This is a genomic window from Synechococcus sp. R6-7 (genome assembly GCF_047461695.1).
Lineage (GTDB): Bacteria > Cyanobacteriota > Cyanobacteriia > Thermostichales > Thermostichaceae > Thermostichus.
In genome coordinates, this window is the sequence record NZ_JANSHS010000364.1 from 1 (window position 1) to 17,766 (window position 17,766).

11 protein-coding genes are annotated in these 17,766 nt (G+C 59.0%); 2 read left to right on the forward strand and 9 right to left on the reverse strand.

Going from position 1 to position 17,766, the window contains the following annotated elements; all coding sequences use genetic code 11:
• Positions 1-91 precede the first annotated feature (91 nt).
• From NW815_RS10790 to NW815_RS10815, 6 genes are all read right to left on the reverse strand, one after another.
• Positions 92-5,581, reverse strand: a complete 5,490-nt coding sequence (locus NW815_RS10790; protein ID WP_414415998.1) for a response regulator — start codon at positions 5,579-5,581, stop codon at positions 92-94.
• Between the two features lie 191 nt (positions 5,582-5,772).
• A complete protein-coding gene (locus NW815_RS10795; RefSeq protein ID WP_414388657.1) occupies positions 5,773-8,265 on the reverse strand; it encodes a methyl-accepting chemotaxis protein in 2,493 nt (830 codons plus the stop codon).
• Between the two features lie 291 nt (positions 8,266-8,556).
• Positions 8,557-9,075, reverse strand: a complete 519-nt coding sequence (locus tag NW815_RS10800; protein WP_011433530.1) for a CheW domain-containing protein — start codon at positions 9,073-9,075, stop codon at positions 8,557-8,559.
• A gap of 115 nt (positions 9,076-9,190) precedes the next feature.
• Positions 9,191-9,556 (reverse strand): response regulator transcription factor, encoded by a 366-nt coding sequence (locus tag NW815_RS10805; RefSeq protein ID WP_011433531.1) that lies wholly within the window; start codon positions 9,554-9,556, stop codon positions 9,191-9,193.
• On the reverse strand, positions 9,553-9,930 hold the full coding sequence (locus NW815_RS10810; protein WP_414375291.1) for a response regulator: 378 nt from the start codon (positions 9,928-9,930) through the stop codon (positions 9,553-9,555). Before NW815_RS10810 ends, NW815_RS10805 begins: the two co-directional genes overlap by 4 nt.
• 188 nt (positions 9,931-10,118) lie before the next feature.
• Entirely contained in the window at positions 10,119-11,261 is a 1,143-nt protein-coding gene (locus NW815_RS10815) for a response regulator (protein WP_414388658.1), read from the reverse strand.
• Between the two features lie 233 nt (positions 11,262-11,494).
• Between NW815_RS10815 and NW815_RS10820 the strand changes: the two genes are divergently transcribed.
• The gene (locus NW815_RS10820; protein ID WP_011433534.1) at positions 11,495-11,779 is read left to right on the forward strand and encodes a YggT family protein; all 285 of its coding nucleotides are present in this window, start codon (positions 11,495-11,497) and stop codon (positions 11,777-11,779) included.
• Between the two features lie 22 nt (positions 11,780-11,801).
• Here NW815_RS10820 and NW815_RS10825 read toward each other — a convergent pair whose 3' ends face one another.
• From NW815_RS10825 to NW815_RS10835, 3 genes are all read right to left on the reverse strand, one after another.
• Positions 11,802-12,920 carry an electron transfer flavoprotein subunit alpha/FixB family protein gene (locus NW815_RS10825; RefSeq protein WP_414415999.1) on the reverse strand — a complete coding sequence of 373 codons (1,119 nt, stop codon included), beginning with the start codon at positions 12,918-12,920 and terminating at the stop codon, positions 11,802-11,804.
• Positions 12,921-13,142: 222 nt separating this feature from the next.
• Positions 13,143-13,967, reverse strand: a complete 825-nt coding sequence (locus NW815_RS10830) for an electron transfer flavoprotein subunit beta/FixA family protein (protein ID WP_414390166.1) — start codon at positions 13,965-13,967, stop codon at positions 13,143-13,145.
• A gap of 479 nt (positions 13,968-14,446) precedes the next feature.
• Positions 14,447-15,529, reverse strand: a complete 1,083-nt coding sequence (locus tag NW815_RS10835; RefSeq protein WP_414390168.1) for an ABC transporter substrate-binding protein — start codon at positions 15,527-15,529, stop codon at positions 14,447-14,449.
• Between the two features lie 326 nt (positions 15,530-15,855).
• Between NW815_RS10835 and argS the strand changes: the two genes are divergently transcribed.
• Positions 15,856-17,652 (forward strand): arginine--tRNA ligase, encoded by a 1,797-nt coding sequence (gene argS / locus NW815_RS10840; protein ID WP_414416000.1) that lies wholly within the window; start codon positions 15,856-15,858, stop codon positions 17,650-17,652.
• Positions 17,653-17,766 lie beyond the last annotated feature (114 nt).

Genomic DNA, 17,766 nt, shown 5'->3' on the forward strand with positions numbered 1-17,766 from the left:
CAGCAGTGTTCAGCGTAAATGTATCAGTGCCATGCCTACAGCACCCTATGTTGCTGCGCCACACTGAACGGGAACCGCACCGCTGTCGCGATTAGGAAGTTGGGTTGGCCGCCAACAACTGTTCCCCCCTCAACATGCGGGCAGCAGCGCTGAGCAGCTCCTCTTCCAGATAGGGCTTGGTGAAGTAGGCAGTTGCTCCCAGCTCCCGTGCTGTTTGCCGGTGCCGTTCTGCCCCCCGCGAGGTGAGCATGGCAACCGGGAGATGCTTGAAGTTGCTGTCTTCCCGCAGGCGGGTGAGCAGTTCTAGGCCGTCCATCCGCGGCATCTCGATGTCGCAGAAGATGAGGTCGCAGGGCAGGCCGCCGCGCAGCTTTTCCCAGGCATCCTGGCCATCCCGCGCCTGTTCCACCCGGTAGCCCACCTTCTGGAAAGACATCGAGAGCAGCTCCCGAACGGTGATCGAGTCGTCCACGATCAACACGGTGGTCTGGCGCACCTCTTCTGGGGTTGGCTCCTCATCCCGGTGATCCAGCCAGAAGCGGTTGAGATCCCGACGGCGACCGTGGGCTATGTCCACCAGCTCGATGATGTCGGCAATCGGCAGGACCCGCCCGTTCCCCAACACCGTTGCCCCAGAAATGCCCAGTGGCTTGGGCACAGGCCCGCGCAGTTGCTTGATCACGATTTCCTGCTCTTCCACGAAGCTGTCCACCTGCAGGGCAACATACTGGCCGGCACTTTGCAGGATGACAATGGGAATAATGCCCTCATCCTGAGTGATGCTGTACACCTCGGAACGGCTGCGGCTGTGGCTGCGGCTGTAGGCCAGCAGATTCGAGAGGGGCTGGAAGGGAAGGCGCTGATCCCGCCAGAGAATCGAGGGCCGCCCCTGCTCATCCGGCTGAACTTCGTCGGCAGGAACATCCAGCATCTCCTCCACGCCATCCAGGGGGAAGGCGATCAGGGCTTTGTCGCTGACACACACCATGGCCTTGGAAATGCTCAGGGTGAGGGGGAGGCGGATGGTGAAGGTGGTTCCTTTGCCCCGCACAGAATCCACTTGGATACTGCCGCGCAGATCGGTGATGTTGCGGCGCACCACATCCAAGCCAACCCCCCGACCGGCCAGATCGTCCACCTCGCTGGCCTCGCGAACGCTGAAGCCAGGGTGGAAGAGAACGTTGAACACTTCGTCTTCGTCGGCTTGCTCCGACAGCAGCCCCAGCCTTTGGGCCTTGGCCTTGACCTTCTCCACCGGGATCCCGGCGCCATCGTCCGAGACGATGATGATGGTTTGGTTGCCCTGATAGAAGGCCTTGACGGTGATCTTGCCCTCAGGGGGCTTGCCCGCCCGCCGCCGCTCCTCAGGGGTCTCGATCCCGTGTACCAGGGCGTTGTTCACCAGATGGGTCATCGGGTCATAGAGCTCCTCCAGGATGGCCTTGTCGATAAGGGTGTCGCGTCCCTCCACCACCAGGCTGGCCTGCTTGCCCGTTTTGATGGAGAGATCCCGAATGGCGCGGGGCAACCGATCGGCAACTTGCGAGAAGGGCACCATGCGCGCCCGGTTCAGGCCCTCTTGCAGTTGGGTGGTTACCTGCCGGAATTGGCGGGTGATCTGCTCGGCCTCATCCACGGCAAACTCGATGTCGGAGGAGGACTCGCGCACCCGCACGATGAGCTCAATGATCTCCTGGGCCAGAGCGTGGAAGGCCGTAAACTGGTCCATCTCCAGCTTGTCGAACTCTTGGCCGGAGGAATGACTCCGCCTTCCTCGGCTGGATCCCTCCCCATTTCGACCGAAGCCCACCGTTACCGTGCCGCCATAGGCTGAGCTGCTGCGGCTGGAGAACAAAGCCGATTCCAGCAAGGAGCGGTCATACTGATCCCGCATGCGCTGGCCCAGATCCCCTAGCTGTTGCACACGGCCCAACAGGCCATCCAGAAACTGGCGCAGACGGGTTTGGTTTTGCTCCATGCTGTTGCGGATGACCACCAACTCTCCCACCAGGTTGTTGATGGAGTCGAGGTGGCGCACCTCCACCCGCATCACAGGGTTGCTGAGGGCAGCAGTTCGCCGTGAAGTCGGCCCAGTTGCCGCCGGGGCAGCTGCTGCTGGGGTGGGGGTTGCTGGAGCAGCAGCGGCAACTGGCGGCGAAGGTGCTGGCGCCGCAGCAGGTGCTTGGGCAGGAACCTCGAGATCGCCCAGGAGCGATTCCAGCTGGGCTGCAAAGTCGTCAGCAGCCTCGCCGCTCGCGGCTGCAGGGGATCCCACAAGGGGGGCGATAGCCTTTTCTAGCTCAGGGGTTACCGCCGGCTCGGCAGCGTCGAAGAGGGCGGCCAAATCGTCCAAACGGGGAGCCGGAGCAGCTTCCAGCGCCTCTTCCTCTGGGGTCTCGGCCTCGCCAACAGGAACGGCTAAGGATTCATCCTCTGCAAACAGGCTGGCCAACTGGCTTTCCAGATCGTCCTCCGCAGGCTGGAGGGCATTTTCTTCCTCCAGTGCGGCAACCGGCGGCTCTGGCTCAGACACGGGCACTTCCGCCAGGCTGCTCGCTTGCAAAGCTTCTGTGTCCTCCAGGAAGGTGGCAAGATCCAAGGGGGGTTCTTCTTGGGGCGCTTCCCCTTCTGCAAAGAACTGGCTCAACTCATCCAGATCCACCTGGTCGTAGAGCTCCGCTCCGCTAGCGCGACCGCCATCGGCATCCATGGCCGAGAGGGATCCCCTGGCCCCCAGGCTCAGTTCTTCTGGGTCGGATTCCTGGGTGAATAGGGCATCGAGACGGTCGAAGGAGAGCTCGGGGGAAGGGGCGACTGCCTCCTCAGCCGTGGGTTGCAGGTCTGCGAAAGACTCCTCCTGGACCGGGAACAGATCCTCCAGAAGCGCCCACTCCTGGGCTTCTGCTGTGTCCCCAGCTGCTGATTGGGTCAGGGGGATGGAGTCCCCATCGGACGCCTCCTCGAGGGTCTCGCCGGCGAAGAGATCCCCTAGGCTCAGCTCGGCTCCGAAGTCTGGAATTGGCGATTCCCTCGGCTCATTGGCCATGTCGGGCGACGTGGGGAAGGGTTCGCCGATAAAGAGATCCCCCAGTTGCTCAGCTTCGGCAGCATCAGCCTCAGCGATGTCCAGGGATGGGCCAAAAGAGGGATCCAAAAATACGGAAGGTTCACTTGCTTCCGGCATCGACCAAGCCGGATCGGCTTCTGCCGCAGGGGTGGAAAAAAAGCTCTCCAGGCTGTCTTCGGCAGTATCAAAGGCAGCAGAGTCGGCGAACTCTGAGGATCCCACCTCGTCGGATCCCGACTCTGCCAGATAATCTGCTGGGATGGAAAAATCCTCTAGCTGGATATCCGCGGAAAATTCAGCCCAGAGATCTGCTGCGATTTCCCCGTCCTCAAGGGCTTCCTGAAGGGGTGGGGACGGTTCAGCCGCCCAAGGATCGGCCTCCGGCTCACCAGCGGGAACGGCCTCCAAGTCCGGAAGCTGAGACCCTTCCTGCCGGAAAGCACTCTCTACGGGAAGTTCCTCCAGCTCAAATAGGGCCTCTACCCCGGCACTTGCGGCTTCGTCCGGGACAAAGCCGGATCCCTCGCCCATTTCCGCAGCAACGCTCTGGGCAGTCGGCTCCTGTTCAGCATCCCAGGCAGGCTCAGCAGAGACAAACCCCTCTGCCCCTTCACCCACCACTTCGGCAAACAGCTCCGCCAGATCGGCCTCAGCTCTCTCCTCATCCAACCTTGGGCTCAGATCCTCAAAGGTCTGCAAGAGGGGCTCAGGAGAGGAGGGGATCAGCTCCGTTGGGAATTCTTCAATATCGGATAGCGCTTCTGCGTTGGCAAACAGCTCGTCAAAGGCTGAGGTGGCTTCTTCCTCCAGATCCAAGGGAGTGGCATAGAGCTCCGCTCCGCTAACGCGACCGAAGTCGTCCGCAACAGAGGCCAAGTCAGCTCCCTGCCCGTCCTCTTCTGGGCTTTCTGCCGGCACGGCAGCTGTCCTCCAGTCTTCCTCCCAAGCCGCTTCGGCTCGGATCCCTGGCCAACTCAGATCCAGATCCCCCTCTTCCGCGGGAGCAGATCGGTGCTCTGAATCTGTTCCCGCCAGCGGGACGGAGTCCTCAGCAGTGCCCACTTCCCAAAGGGATGAGGTCTGCTCTGCCACCAGATCCCAGCTTGTCTCTGCGCTCTCCTGCTCCGGCGACAGGGCAGCTCCGGGCTCATCCTCTTGAAAGGATGTCTCAGCGAGGGTTACCGCTTCCCAGCTCAGATCGGGGGTAGCGCCTTCCTCCGCAGGGATCCCAGCAGCCACAGCCCAATCCTCCGAGGCACCCTCCTCGGGTTGGGGGAACAGCGGCTCTGCCTCAGACCCCCAAGCAAGACCAAGGTCGAAGGGCTCAGGGACTTCTGGCTCTTCAGGGGCTGCCGGAACAGGGCGGAAAGCCAGCAGCTCAGCCGAGGGCTGAATGGTGTTTGCCGCTCCATTGGCCAGGGCCTGGTGGGCTTGCTTCAGATCTCGCAGCACCGGCAGGGCCAACTGCCGCAAATCCTGGCCGGGATCCGCCAAAATCTCGCCCACCAAGCGGGTCAAGTCTGTCCAGCCTCCCAGTTCCAGAGCCGAAGATTGCCCCAAATCCTGCAAAGATTGGGCCAGAGCTTGCAGGGCCGGTCGAGTGGCCGGGTCGTCAGGACGTTTGAACAGCTCCAGCATCTGGCGCAACAGGGCCGGGATCTGCTGATGCACCACCACCTCAAGAGGATCCGGTGGGGCAGGGGGAGCGGCAGGGCGAGCCAATTGTTGCAGTTCTGAAGAAGGGGCAACCTGTTCGGCCTTGCCGTCTAGGATGAGCTGCTGTCCCTGCTTCAAATCCCGCAAGGCAACCAAAGCCAAAGTTCGCAGGTCGACATCGGGGTTGCCCAGGGCTTGCTCGAAAGTTTCCGTCAACTGTTGCCAGCCCGCCAGATGATGGACTTGCCCGATCTCCTTGAGAACGGCATTCGCCGCTGCCAAGCGCTCTCGGACATCTGCCTGATCCCGTTGTTTAAACAGCTCCAGCATCTGGCGCAACTGCTGCGGCACCACCTCCGCCATGTCCTGCTGCAGGGTGCGAACCGCCGGCGACGAGACGGGAGTTGGAGCAAGGCTGGGAACAGTGCCCTCGCCAAGAAGATTTTGAATGTGCCTTTCGGTCTCTTGAAAAACCGGCTCCAGTTCCGCCAGGGTGGTGTTGCTGACTTCTTGGGTGAGGCCGCGGGGGCTCTGCAGCTCCTCCAACAACATCGAAAGCCCATCAAAAGCCCGCAGCAGCAGGGTTTCCAGGTGCTGGTCGACAGGCACTCCGCCTGGACGGGAGCGAAAGATGTTGAAAAAATCTTCCATGCGGTGGGCCGTCCGTTGGATGCTGGTGAGGCCCAGCATGGCAGCTCCCCCCTTGATGGAGTGAGCGGCTCGGAACAGCTCGTTGATCAGCTCGGGATCGCTCATACTGTCCCGCAAGCTGAGGAGCACTTGTTCAATCGTTGCCAAGTGGTCGCGGGCTTCTTCGATGAAATAACTGAGGATCCGCTTTTGTGCTTCTTCATTCATGGCAGGAGGCCCTTCCTACAGCCCACAGGTATGCATCAGTAATAGCAGACCGGACAGATTGAGGCTCGCCTGAGCGAAGAGTCCGGCCAAAAGTCGGAACAGGGGGATCCCAGTGGCATTTGCTAAGGATCGATAACGTCTCCTGCATGGGGATCCTTGTCCCTAGAATGCCCTCAAAACAGCAGATTTGCTCATTCATCCCCAACCCGGAAGCGACCGACAGAAGTTTGCAACTCGCGGGCGATGCTCACCAACTGTTGGAGCGAAGCTGCCACCTTCTGCGCCTCCTTAGAGGTCTCGTTGGCGGTCAACTCCACCGATTGCATCACCTGCGCCACAGAGCGAGAGGTTTCCGTTTGTTGCACGGTGGCCTGAAAGATCGCCCGCACCAACTCGTCGATCCGGCGACTGACCTCGATAATCTCGTCCAGGCTGTTCTTGGCCTGCTCGGCCCGCCGCGTCCCCTCGATCACCAGTTGGGTGCCTTCTTCCATAGCCGTCATCACGTTGCCGGTTTCCGATTGAATCTGCAACACGATCTGCTCGATCTCCTTCGAGGCTTTGGCAGCTCGGTCGGCCAGTTGTCGCACCTCATCGGCCACGATGGCAAAGCCCCGTCCCGATTCCCCGGCTCGTGCCGCCTCGATGCTGGCGTTGAGGGCAAGCAGGTTGGTGCGCGAGGCAATTTGAGAGATCAAAGCCACAATTTTGGAAATTTCCTGCGAGGATTCCGCCAATCGCTTCACTTTGCGGGTGGTTTCTGCCACGGTTTCGCGAATTTCCAGGATGCCACTTACCGTGCGATCCACAGCTTCTTCACCCCGAGCGGCTGCTTCTGTGGCTTGGGCAGTCACGTTGGCCGCTTCGCGGGCGTTGCTGGCCACCTCTTGAATGGAGTCCGTCATCTCCTGAATGGAGTTGAGGGAGTTGGAAATCTCCTCCGCCTGGCGCAAGGCGTCGGCAGAGAGGCTGCGGGCAAAGTCCTCGTTCTGCAAGGCGGCATTGTTCACTGCGGCGGCGGCCCGCTTCACCTGGCTGACAATGTCTCGCAGACTGCGAATGGTCAGGTTAAAGGAGTCGGCCACAGCCCCCAGCACGTCGGCAGTCACCTCTGCCCGCACCGTCAGGTCTCCACGGGCAGCCCCTTCCACGTCGTCCAGCAGGCGAATCACCTGGCGCTGTAGGTCTTCCTTAGCTTGCCCTTGCTCGGCAGCCCGCTGGCTCAGTTCGGCGAAGTTGGCTTCAAGGGCAGCCGCCATCTGGTTAAAGCTGTCGGCCAAGCGCCCCAGCTCATCGTGGGTGTTGACTGTGGCTCGTACTGAATAATTCCCCTGGGCCAAGGCGGCAAAGTGGCCGGCCAGCTCTTGGGCGGTGGAGCGAATTTGTTTGGCACTGCTGGCCCCGAGGATAACCCCTGCTCCTGTGCCGATCAGCCCGCCTCCAATCACCCCGGCAATCAAGCGAGCTCCCCCATTGGCCGGGATCCCAAGGCCAATCGCCAAGCCGGCAGCCAAACTCACAGCTCCTTGGATAAGCGCTATGGCCAATTGCCGATCCCCAATCGGTCGGTTGGCGATCCCAGCAGAGGTTCTTGCCCCTTGTTCACCTACACTGAGAATAGGGAGGGAGGCCGTGGGCAGCAGAACTTGGGCCGCTCCGCTGCCGGTCTCCGCCATTGGGCTCATCCCCCCGGTCGCCCCCTCATCTGGGCGGAAGGCACCCACCGGCTCACCGCCATCCATGCCGGCAAGTTCGCGATCCAGGCTGTCTAGCTCGTCAAGCTCGAAGAGGGCAGAGCCGGGACTGGCAGTATCTTCATCGGGGGCAGGGATCGGCTCACTCATGGGGGCAGCCAATTCGGTCGGCAGGCCTTCTTCCAGGGATCCCCCTTCCTCTTCCTCAAAACCGGGCAGGGAGAAGCCCATCTCATTGGGAAAATCGGCATCGCCGGCCAACTGCGTAATGGAGTCGGAGTCGCCTTCTAGGGCTTCCAGATGCTCTCGATCGAACTCGTTGAGGAAGGCAAAGTCATCTTCGACCACCGGATCGGTTTGAGGCCCGCCCTCTTCCAAGCCTGCCCGTCGCGAGAGGGCCGGTGGTGTTACCCGAGGATGGGTCGGCATCGGGTGAGATAAACCCAGCGGATCAGCCTCCGGCATTTGCAGCCCGGTCTCCAAGGGATCCCCAAATCTCTCTTCCCCCATGAAATCGCTGCCAAGGCTGTCTGCCTCCAGTGGAAAGGGATTCTGAGCAAAGGGATCCGCCTCCTCTTCCCCCATCTCCTCGAACTGCAGGAAGGGATCGGGAGCAGAGAAAGCCTCTTCCGAAAAGGCATCCGACCCACGGGCAAACTCATCTGGAGAGCGAAACTCGTCCGCTTCTGGGGAATCGGGAAGATCCGCCAGCTCCGGTGCCATTTGCAACAGCTCTTCTAGACCCTTCCGGGCCGACTCCAGCTCATCGGGATCACTGGCTGTTTGTAAAATGGTGTTGTAGGTTTGGCGAGCTTCCAACAACTGCCCAGCTTGTTTTTGTGCCAAAGCCAGCAGCAGCTTGACAGCAGTATCTTGCGGTTCAGCAGCGGCCACTTGGTTGAACAACCGCACCGCCCGGACGTAGTCTCCCTGCCAAAAGGCGGCCATCGCATCGGTGTAGTCTCTCTGACTGTTCGCGCTCGGAACCATGGATCCTCCCTTCACTGCTTGCCTACCTCTGTTCACGCGTCAACACAGATGCAAACGGAACGCCCCCAACACCTCAAAACCCCATGGATGCAGGCTATCCCCCCTTTTCCACATTCAGTCAAGCAAGAGTGGGCCTTTCTGCCGCCGTCTCAGGGCTTACCCTCAACAGCCTCGACACGCATCGGTAGGGGATAGATTTGGTCCAACTTTCCCCATTGTGGATGGAGTTAGCTTGGATCTTTGATAGGAACTATACACTTTCCTCCCGCTGAGCTCCCAGGGGGCCGCTTGTCAACCCCAACGATTGGATCGCAGGATGGCCGACTGATCCAGCAATGGCAAGCGCGATCCCGTTCCGGGCACCACCCATTCCCCTCGCAAAAAAGGAGCCATGGACTCAGGAGCCGTGAGGGCAGGCCGCACCAATTCAGTCTTCAGCCACTCCATGCCTACAATTAAATCCACAGCCAAGCCCATGAGCAAATCCTGTTGATCCATCACGGCCACCACAGGAATCTCGGCTCGGTCGATGTTCAGGGGCGGGCTGATCCCCAAAAATTGCCCCAGGTCTGCAACCCAGATGATCTCGCCCCGCAAATTCAGCGTGCCCAGCAAAACTGGGGCCACATTGGGCATGGGGGTGATTTTCTCTGGGCCAATGCTCATCACCTCCACAACCGATACCGCTGGCAGCGCAAATTCCTCCCCGGTGGCAATCTTGAACTTTAGGAATAGCTCACCTTCGGGAGCCTCCATCTCCCGCAACTCTTGGGTCTCATCCCCCATCAATAAATCCAGATCCCCCAGCATGATGCTCCCCCGCATGGATAGTCTTGTGGACTGTTGATCCCGCCCCCCTCCCTGCTTAAAACGCAGAGTCGTTCTCAGGACCTACCGAAAGGCGTGGAAGCAGAAGGGGCAGCTCTCAGCCTCTCAGTAATTGCTTAATCGTACCCACCAGTTCCTGGGGCTGGAAAGGCTTGGCAATGTAGGCATCCGCTCCCTGGCGGATCCCCCAGTAGCGGTCAAATTCTTCGCCCTTGGAAGAACACATGACGATGGGCGTTTTTTGGGTGAGAGGGTCGGCCTTGAGAAGGCGGCACACCTCATACCCATTCATGCGCGGCATGACAATATCCAGCACGATCAGGTCGGGTTTGTTTTGCTTCACCGCCTCTACGGCCTCCACCCCGTCTTCCACAGTCATCACCTCGAAGCCGTTTTCCTGCAGCAGCTTGCTGATCATCTCCCGCTGGGATTGGCTATCTTCCACCACCAAAACGCGACTCATTTCCGATTCATCTCCCGCAATTGATGTTTGATGGTCGCCAGGAGCTCTTGGGGCTTAAAGGGCTTGGTTACATAGGCATCCGCCTGGTTGCGCCTGGCCCACTCGATATCAAAGGTCTGGTCTTTGGTGGAACACACGACGATGCGAATGTGCTTGGTGCTCTCATCCCCCTTCACTTCCCGGCACACCTCATAGCCGTTCATGCGCGGCATGACAATATCCAGCACCACCACATCAGGCTTTTGCTGACGAATGAGCTCCATCGCCTCTACGCCGTCTGTTGCTGTGGAGACTTCCAAACCGTTCTCGGAAAGCAAGCTGGAAATGGTCTCCAGGTAGGTACGGTTGTCATCCACCACCAGCACTTTGCTCATCGCCGTCTTGCTCCTTTTGCACTCCCGCGCAACCGTCGGGCTGCTTTGACTGAGGTTTGCTCTTGTAACCTCACCTGGCTCCCTGGCTCCGGGCCGGCCATGCTACCCCTATTGTTTCGGTGAGGCCACTCTTCTGTCCAGTACTTCGCCTATAGTCTTCTGTGCCAACATTTTGGCTACCCCAACGCCTATTCGCCACCGCCCCGTTTGGGGGGAGGGCCCACGTAGGATTCGACAATGGTCAACAACTCCTTTTCCGCAAAGGGTTTGCTCAAAAATTCGTTCGCTCCGGCCATGCGGGCCTTAATCCGATCGGTGAAGCCATCCTTGCCGGTCAGCATAATCATGGGGGTTTCGCGAAACTGGCTGGACTTGCGCAACATGGCGCACAGCTCATACCCATCCAATTTGGGCATGGCCACATCGCAGAGAATCATGTCGGGGTTGAGAAGAAACACCTGTCCCAGCGCTTTGAGAGGATTGCCGATGGTGGTAACCTGGTAGCCCTCGTTTTGCAGGATGAACTCTACGGTTTTTTGGATGGCCATGGAGTCGTCGATGCAAAGGATGTGGCTGGGCTTATGGCTGGGTTTGAGGGGACGGCTGGGCTTGGGCTCCGCGATCAAGACGGGCTCGGACAGTTGAATGGCCCCTTGGCGGACGTAGGGATAGATGGCCTTGGCCACCGCCAGGGTGTCTCGACCCAGGTAGCGACCCATCTGGCGAATGCTGGTTTTGCCGTCTGACCACTCGCTCAGGGCTTTGAAGACGGGGGCGGGCAGGTTTTGCTGGAGCGGCAGGGGGTTGACGATGGTGGGAGCTTGGTTGGGAGCTTGGATGTAGGGGTGCAGCTTTTTCCACTCCTGCACTTGGGCTACGATCTCGGTGAGCAGGGGGGTGACGGGGAAGGTGGTCAACTGGGGGGCCAGGGGGGATCCGGCCTCAAAAATGAAGGAACCCTGGTGGAGGCTAAGCAGGTCGAAGAGGACTTCCCGCACCATGCCCAGCAGGATTTGCTTGCCCTGGTTGGGGTTGAGCTTGTGGCTTTCCAGCAAAGACCAGAGGCGGTTGTATTCGGGGGCGTTGACCGCGGCTTTGTGGGGAATTTGAATTTCCTCCAGGGCGGCTTCCAGCTTGAAGCGGTGCAGATAGTCTCTGAGGCGGGCAATGTTCCCTTCCGTTTCAGAGGCGTAGATAATCCGCCCATTCAGGAAGAAGACAAACCAGTAGACAGAGGGGCTGGCCTCTACAAAAAGCTCACCGGTGCGCTGGCCCAGCTCGATGAGCTGAAGGATGCTGCGGATATCGATCTCTTGTAGTTTTCCTTGCATGGGATCCCTGCCTGCAGTCCAGCAAGATACGTCCATTATGACGCTAGTCTTTAACTGTTGCTGCCCCGCCGGTAAGGCCATTTTCGGGAAGAGGGTTAAAGTTTAAAAAAGTTGGGGTTTGACTTGGGCCGAGCGCCTGCATTCCCCGAGGTATCTCTGGACTCCAGCAGACCCTCCCAATTAGAGCAAAATGGAGAGAACTGCCACCAGTAAACCTGTTCTTTGAGTAACCTATGCTGCCAATTCTCACCTCTTGGGTGCTTGGCCCACTGTTGGCGCTCTACACCCTCCTGTTTGTGCTGCGCATCTTTCTGTCGTGGTATCCGCAACTGGATACTTCTCGGTTGCCCTACTCGTTGGTGGTCGGCCTGACGGAGTTTCTGTTGCGCCCGACCCGTCGCCTGATCCCGCCTCTGGGAGGTGTGGACATGGCCCCTGTGGTTTGGGTGGGCCTGGTTACCCTGTTGCGGGAGGTGTTGCTGGGGCAGCAGGGGCTGCTGACAATGGCCCTGCACTGAGAGCGTTTTTGCCAACCATCTCTCATCGACTCTGCAAAATTGGGATCCGCTCGCCGAGGCTCTGGAAAGGCTGGCCCTCGGCGCCTTCTCGGAGCTCCTCCTGTCTCTGTCGCAGTTGCCGGATCAGCTCCGGCACCACCTGGTAGAGATCCCCGACAATGCCGTAGTGGGCAAATTTGAAGATAGGAGCGGCGCTGTCTTTGTTGATGGCAATGATCGTCTGGGATTTGTCCATGCCCACGCGATGTTGAATGGCCCCAGAAATGCCGCAGGCGATGTAGAGCTGGGGGCGGACGGTCTTGCCGGTTTGGCCCACCTGGTGGGCATAGGGGATCCACCCAGAATCCACGGCCTTGCGGGAGGAGCCGACGGCGCTGTTGGGAAAACAAGCGGCCAACTCCCTCAACAGCTCAAATCCCTCTGGGGATCCCAGCCCGTAGCCGCCGGAAACGATCACCTTGGCGCGGGTGAGATCTACCGCCTGGGACAGGTTGCGCACCGTTTCCACAATCTGCAGGCGCAGATCGCCGGGATCCAAGTTGACCGGCACCGGGATCACGTCCCCCTGGCGGGATCCATCCCAGGGCAGAGGCACCATCACCCCTGGTCGTACTGTGGCCATTTGCGGGTTTTTCCAGGGGCCAAGGATGCGAGCCTTGAGAGATTCGCCGAAGCTGGGCCGGATGGCATAAAGGCAGTCGGGGAAGAGGCCGGACTTGCTGGGATCTTTGCTGTTGGTGTACTCGAAGGGGCCAATGTCCAGCTCGGTGCAGTCAGCGGTCAGGCCGGTCTCCAGGTGGGCGGCCAAGCGGGGGGCCAGATCTCGCCCGGTGGTGGTGGATCCCAGCAGGATGGTGTGGGGTGGTTGGGGCCAGCTTTTGATCAAGTCTGTGATCACCCGGCGGTAGGGCAGGGTGCGGTATTCGGCCAACTCCGGATGATCGGCAATGAAGACTTGATCTGCCCCGTGGCCGATCAGAATTGGGGGCAAGTGGGCAATGTTGTATCCAAGCACAAGAGCGCTCAAGGTGGCTCCCAGCTTATCGGCCAGCCGCCGCCCGGCCCCCAACAACTCTAAGCCAATGGGCTGCAGTTCCCCGTTCACCTGCTCGGCGAAGACCACTATCCGCTTGCGATCCATAAAACTGTGACTCCTAGGTTGAGATCGGGATTGAATCGGGTCGAGGGCAATCTTGGGTGTTGCAATTGCGACGAGGTCAGCAGAGTCTTTCTGAGTTAACTTTTCACCGCCCAAAACCGGGAGCTTTCGCCGGCTAGCCACCCTGGGGATCGATAGATGAGACGATGAGGATTGAAAGGTGATGGAGATAAGAATTGGCCAGAGGGATGCAAGGCAGAAGATCTAGGAAGTTGCCGCGTAGCGGAAGAGGTCAACGGCCTGAGTTAGTTGGTTGACCAGTTGGGGGACGGACTGCCCTTGAAAGATCTGACAGTTGCCGCCAATTTCCCCCACTTTTTCGGTGGCAGCCACGATGGTTGGGGATCCCTTGAGACCGCAGCGCTCCGGGTCTGCCCCCACATCGTCCAAGTTGAGGATCTGGATTGCCTCGGCCCGTGCCATTTCATCCCGCATTAGCCGCTGCACCCGCTGCACACCCCGTAGAGTGGGGTAGGCCAAACGCCGAGCGGAATTGGCCACCGTAATCAAAACCGGCAGGGGCACCATTACGATTTGGGATCCCCCTTCGATGGCCCGCCGCGCCACCAGGATCCCATCCCGAATCTCGAAGGCTTCGCAATAGGTGACCTGAGGGATCCCCAACCGCTCCGCCAACTGCGGCCCCACCTGGGCCGTATCGCCGTCGGTGGTCTGGAGCCCGCAGAAGATCACATCGGGCCGGCCAGCATAGCGAACCGTCTGGGCCAGAGTATAGGCAGTGGCTAGGGTATCGGAAGCGGCCAAGCGGCGGTCGGTCATCAAAATACCCCGATCCACCCCGTGGGCAATGGCCTCGTAGAGCACCTCAATGGCCGGGGGTGGCCCCATTGTAATTGCCGTTACTCTCGCCCCGTGTTGCCGTTTGGTTTGCAGAGCTGCTTCCAGTGCATAGCGATCAAAAGGGTTTAACATCCGCTTGGCCTTGGCGCGATCGATCGTGCCGTCACTGTTGATGCCGGCCTTGGCGTTTTGATCGGGAACTTGCTTAATCAGAACAAAAGTTTCCAAGGGCCTAAACTCCCTAGTGATCCCCTCCAGGTTAAAAGGGATCCCTGAGCACCACAAACTTATTCAGCTTTTTTTCGGGATCGGAAAAGCTATCTCGACTTCAAGCACCCCTAAGCTACTCTTCCCAATACATCTGTTTCTCAGGTTTGATTTCATTGACATGCTCCCCATGCCCAAAGGCAGGGGCCTTACGGCGTTCTTGGGTAACCCTAAACAAAGTTCGAGACACTCCCCTACTGCTCCATGCCGCTTCCGGTCTCCCATCCACCAACGCGAACAGGTCCCCCGTCGGCCTCTTTCAGGAGCAGCCTGGGATCCCTGCCACGAAAAGCTTTGGGGATACTTCGCGGATGAGGGATCCAATAAGGACGCAGACCGCACCTGCAGCCAGAAATAGCCTCCCAGCAAGCAGGATAAGTTGGCCTGCACCGGCAAGCCAATAGACAGAGGCTTCAAAATCGTTGCTGGCCTAACCCAGATTATCCAATCATCCGCTCAGACTTGGGTGGGAGCAGACTTCCATCAAACACTTGCTCTAGAGAGGGCTTAGTGGGCAAGCCAAAGCCATCCACCACCTGAGCAATCGAGGTTTCCATACGAGCAGGCACTACATCCCCCAAACCAATTTGTCGCACCTCATCGGTAACAAACAGGCGCGGCATTGCCAGGGTAAGGCGCAATTTCTCAATTGCCGTATCCAGCACTTGTCCGTCGGCCTTGGCTTTGTCCAGAAGGGCCAACATATTGCCATCGGTATCACGAATAGTGTCTTGCCAACCCTTGACATAGGCCCGCAAGAAAGCTTTGAATTGCTCAGGCTTCTCACGCAGCAATTGCACACGAGTGATGAGCGCATTGCCGTACAGCTCAAGGCCATAGTCGTTGTAAAGGAAAGCCGTGATGTCCTCCAAGCTGACGCCGCCCCGCACCAGATTGGGCATGGCTGAGGTCATAAAGCCGCTGATGGCATCCACCCGACCTTGGATGAGGAAAGGTTCGCGCAACTGCGGCTCCATAGTTACCCACTCCACCGAGCCCGGATCGATGCCGACTTGCTTGGCAAAGACCGGCCAGAGCCGACGCGGCGCATCCCCTGCCGGTGCTCCTAGCTTCTTGCCCGCCAGTTGGGCCGGCTCCCCAATGCCCTTATCTTTCAAGGTGTAGATGCCAAAGGGAGAGCGATTGAAGTGGACATAGATCGCTACCAAGGGCACGTCCGGATTTTTGGCATTGAACTCGATCATGGAGTAGGGATCCCCTTCCCCCAGGTCGTACTGGCCAGCGGCAATCTTGGTGATGGAATCGGCGGAGCCATAGCCGCGCTCGTAGGTGACCTCCAGCCCCTCTTCGGCGAAGTAGCCCTTCAAGATCGCCGTTACAAGGGGGGTATCCATCGAAGAGGGCAACCAAGAGAGGGTAAACTTCAGGGGCGTCAGTCCCTGGGAAACCAGAAGCGGCCCGCGGCTCTGAGCCCTCGCCTTTAGCCCTCCAACGGCAACCCAAGAGGCAGCCGCAGCAGCAGACTGAATGAATTGGCGACGCGACGATTTCGGGATGGACATACTAGTAAACTCCACAGCAGCTGTCTCAGCAGAAATCCGCAAGCGGGAAGGCGAGCATTACCGCCAAACAACTTAGCAAAGCAGAGTTAAACTTTTGTATTCGGTGATACTTTGTACCCAAAAGCTTGGCCTAAAGCTCTGTCCCGTCAATTTGTCAGAGCCATCTTCGCAAAGCAGGCGAGCAAAAGCAAAGTTTGGCTGGAGGAGCATCTATTCTTTATCTTTTGTCAGATTTTGTCAGAGCCGGTTGGCTGTCGATATGATGATGCTTTTACTGCCCCAGGCATCCCTGGAACCTCTCTCGACGTCTGCCGACACGAACAGCCATGGCCACTCAACCCGTATCCACCTCGCTGATTCGGTTTCTCACCGCCGCCGTAGCCGAGAGCATTCGACGGGCCTCAGAGGCGGGGCAACTGGGATCCCTGGCCCCCCAGCAAGCCACAGCGATTGCCCCCGTGATCCAGATCCCCAGCGACCCTCGCTACGGCGATTACGCCTGTCCCACCCCCCTGGGCATGGCCAAGCTCTGCCGCCTAGCACCGGCCCAGATCGCCCAAACCCTGCAAAAACACTTGGATCTGCCGGACATCGAAACTCAGGTGGCGGGAGGAGGGTATCTCAACTTCCGGCTGGGGGATCCCTTTTTGGCCGAGCGCCTGCAGGAGCTGCTGCATCTGGGAGAACACTTCGGCAAAACAGCCATTCCCCATCCTGAGCGCATTCTGCTGGAGTTTGTCTCCGCCAACCCGACGGGGCCTTTGCACGTCGGCCATGGGCGCTGGGCTGCCGTTGGCTCTACGTTGGCCAACTTGCTGCACTGGACGGGCCACCAGGTGGAGCGGGAGTTTTACATCAACGATGCCGGCAACCAGATGCGGCTCCTGGGCCAGTCCCTCGAGGTGCGGGTGCGGCAACTGCAGGGGGAAGACATCGCTTTGCCGGAAGATGCCTATCACGGCACCTACTTGATCGAGATGGCCCAACGTCTCTTGGAGCAGGTGAAAGCCGGGATCCGCCCTCTGCCCACCACCCTAGAGGAGTACACCGATTTTGCCTATGGGGAAATGCTGGCCTGGCAAAAGCAGACCCTGCAACAACTACGCACCGAGTTTGATCACTGGTTTAGCGAGCGCCGCCTGCACACCCCCGATCCCCAGACAGGCCTGAGCGCCATCCAGCAAGCTTTGCAGGAGCTGCAAGAGCGCGGCTTTCTCTACAAAGCCAAAGCGCCGCGGGGTGAGGATCCCAAGCCAGGGGCCGAAGAGGCCGTCTATTTCAAAACCCAAGAATTTGGCGACGACAAGGATCGGGTGGTGCAAAAGGCCGATGGTTCGTTCACTTATCTAGCCGCCGATATTGCCTACCACCGGGATAAAGTGCAGCGGGGATATCACCGGCTGATCAACATTCTCGGCTCGGATCACCATGGCTATATCGGCCGCTTAAAGGCGGCGGTGGGTGCCTTCAGCCCAGATGTCAAGCTGGAAATCTTGATTGGACAATTTGTCAAATTGTTCAAAACCGACCCGCAAACCGGTGAGAAAACCGAAGTGCGCATGTCCAAGCGCACCGGCAACTTTGTCTCACTCAATGACCTGATCGAAGATCCAGAAATTGGCGTGGGGGTCGATGCAGCCCGCTGGTTTTTGCTTAGCAGCAGCATGGACAGCCCCATCAACTTCGATTTGGATTTGGCCGTCAAGCAAACTTTCGATAACCCGGTCGTGTATGTTCACTACAGCCATGCCCGCTGTTGCACTCTGCTGCGGCGGCTACAGGAAGAAGAAAAGGTTGAACTGACCAACAAAGTCCCTTTGACGGAGCAACAAAAACTGCCCTACAAAGAGCCAGAAGAGCGGGCCCTGCTGCTGCGCTTGTTGGCCTTGCCGGATGAGCTGATCGCCGCTGCCGAAGAGCGCGCTCCCCACAAGATCATCCGCTATGCAGAAGCCATCGCCGCCGATTTCAACAAGTTTTACGACAACTGCCGTATTTTGCCGCTCTTGAAAGAGGATCCCCTTTTGGCCCAAGCCCGCATCCAATTGGTGCAGGCCACGCAGCAGGTTTTGTTTAACGTCCTCACCGGCATTCTCGGCCTGAGCGCGCCGGAGTCTATGTGATTTACGAAGGAGTGCCGTAAGGCCCCCAGCTCACGCTCTGGGCGGAAGCCAGCTATAGCGGTCGCGAGTAGGTCAATTGCAATAAACCGTTCCACAACGCATAGTCATTTATCT

Bases quoted from the DNA above. Each gene is read 5' to 3' on its own strand.
- NW815_RS10790 (WP_414415998.1), bottom strand. From the start codon at position 5,581: ATGAATGAAGAAGCACAAAAGCGGATCCTCAGTTATTTCATCGAAGAA.
- NW815_RS10795 (WP_414388657.1), bottom strand. From the start codon at position 8,265: ATGGTTCCGAGCGCGAACAGTCAGAGAGACTACACCGATGCGATGGCC.
- NW815_RS10800 (WP_011433530.1), bottom strand. From the start codon at position 9,075: ATGCTGGGGGATCTGGATTTATTGATGGGGGATGAGACCCAAGAGTTG.
- NW815_RS10805 (WP_011433531.1), bottom strand. From the start codon at position 9,556: ATGAGTCGCGTTTTGGTGGTGGAAGATAGCCAATCCCAGCGGGAGATG.
- NW815_RS10810 (WP_414375291.1), bottom strand. From the start codon at position 9,930: ATGAGCAAAGTGCTGGTGGTGGATGACAACCGTACCTACCTGGAGACC.
- NW815_RS10815 (WP_414388658.1), bottom strand. From the start codon at position 11,261: ATGCAAGGAAAACTACAAGAGATCGATATCCGCAGCATCCTTCAGCTC.
- NW815_RS10820 (WP_011433534.1), top strand. From the start codon at position 11,495: ATGCTGCCAATTCTCACCTCTTGGGTGCTTGGCCCACTGTTGGCGCTC.
- NW815_RS10825 (WP_414415999.1), bottom strand. From the start codon at position 12,920: ATGGATCGCAAGCGGATAGTGGTCTTCGCCGAGCAGGTGAACGGGGAA.
- NW815_RS10835 (WP_414390168.1), bottom strand. From the start codon at position 15,529: ATGTCCATCCCGAAATCGTCGCGTCGCCAATTCATTCAGTCTGCTGCT.
- argS (WP_414416000.1), top strand. From the start codon at position 15,856: ATGGCCACTCAACCCGTATCCACCTCGCTGATTCGGTTTCTCACCGCC.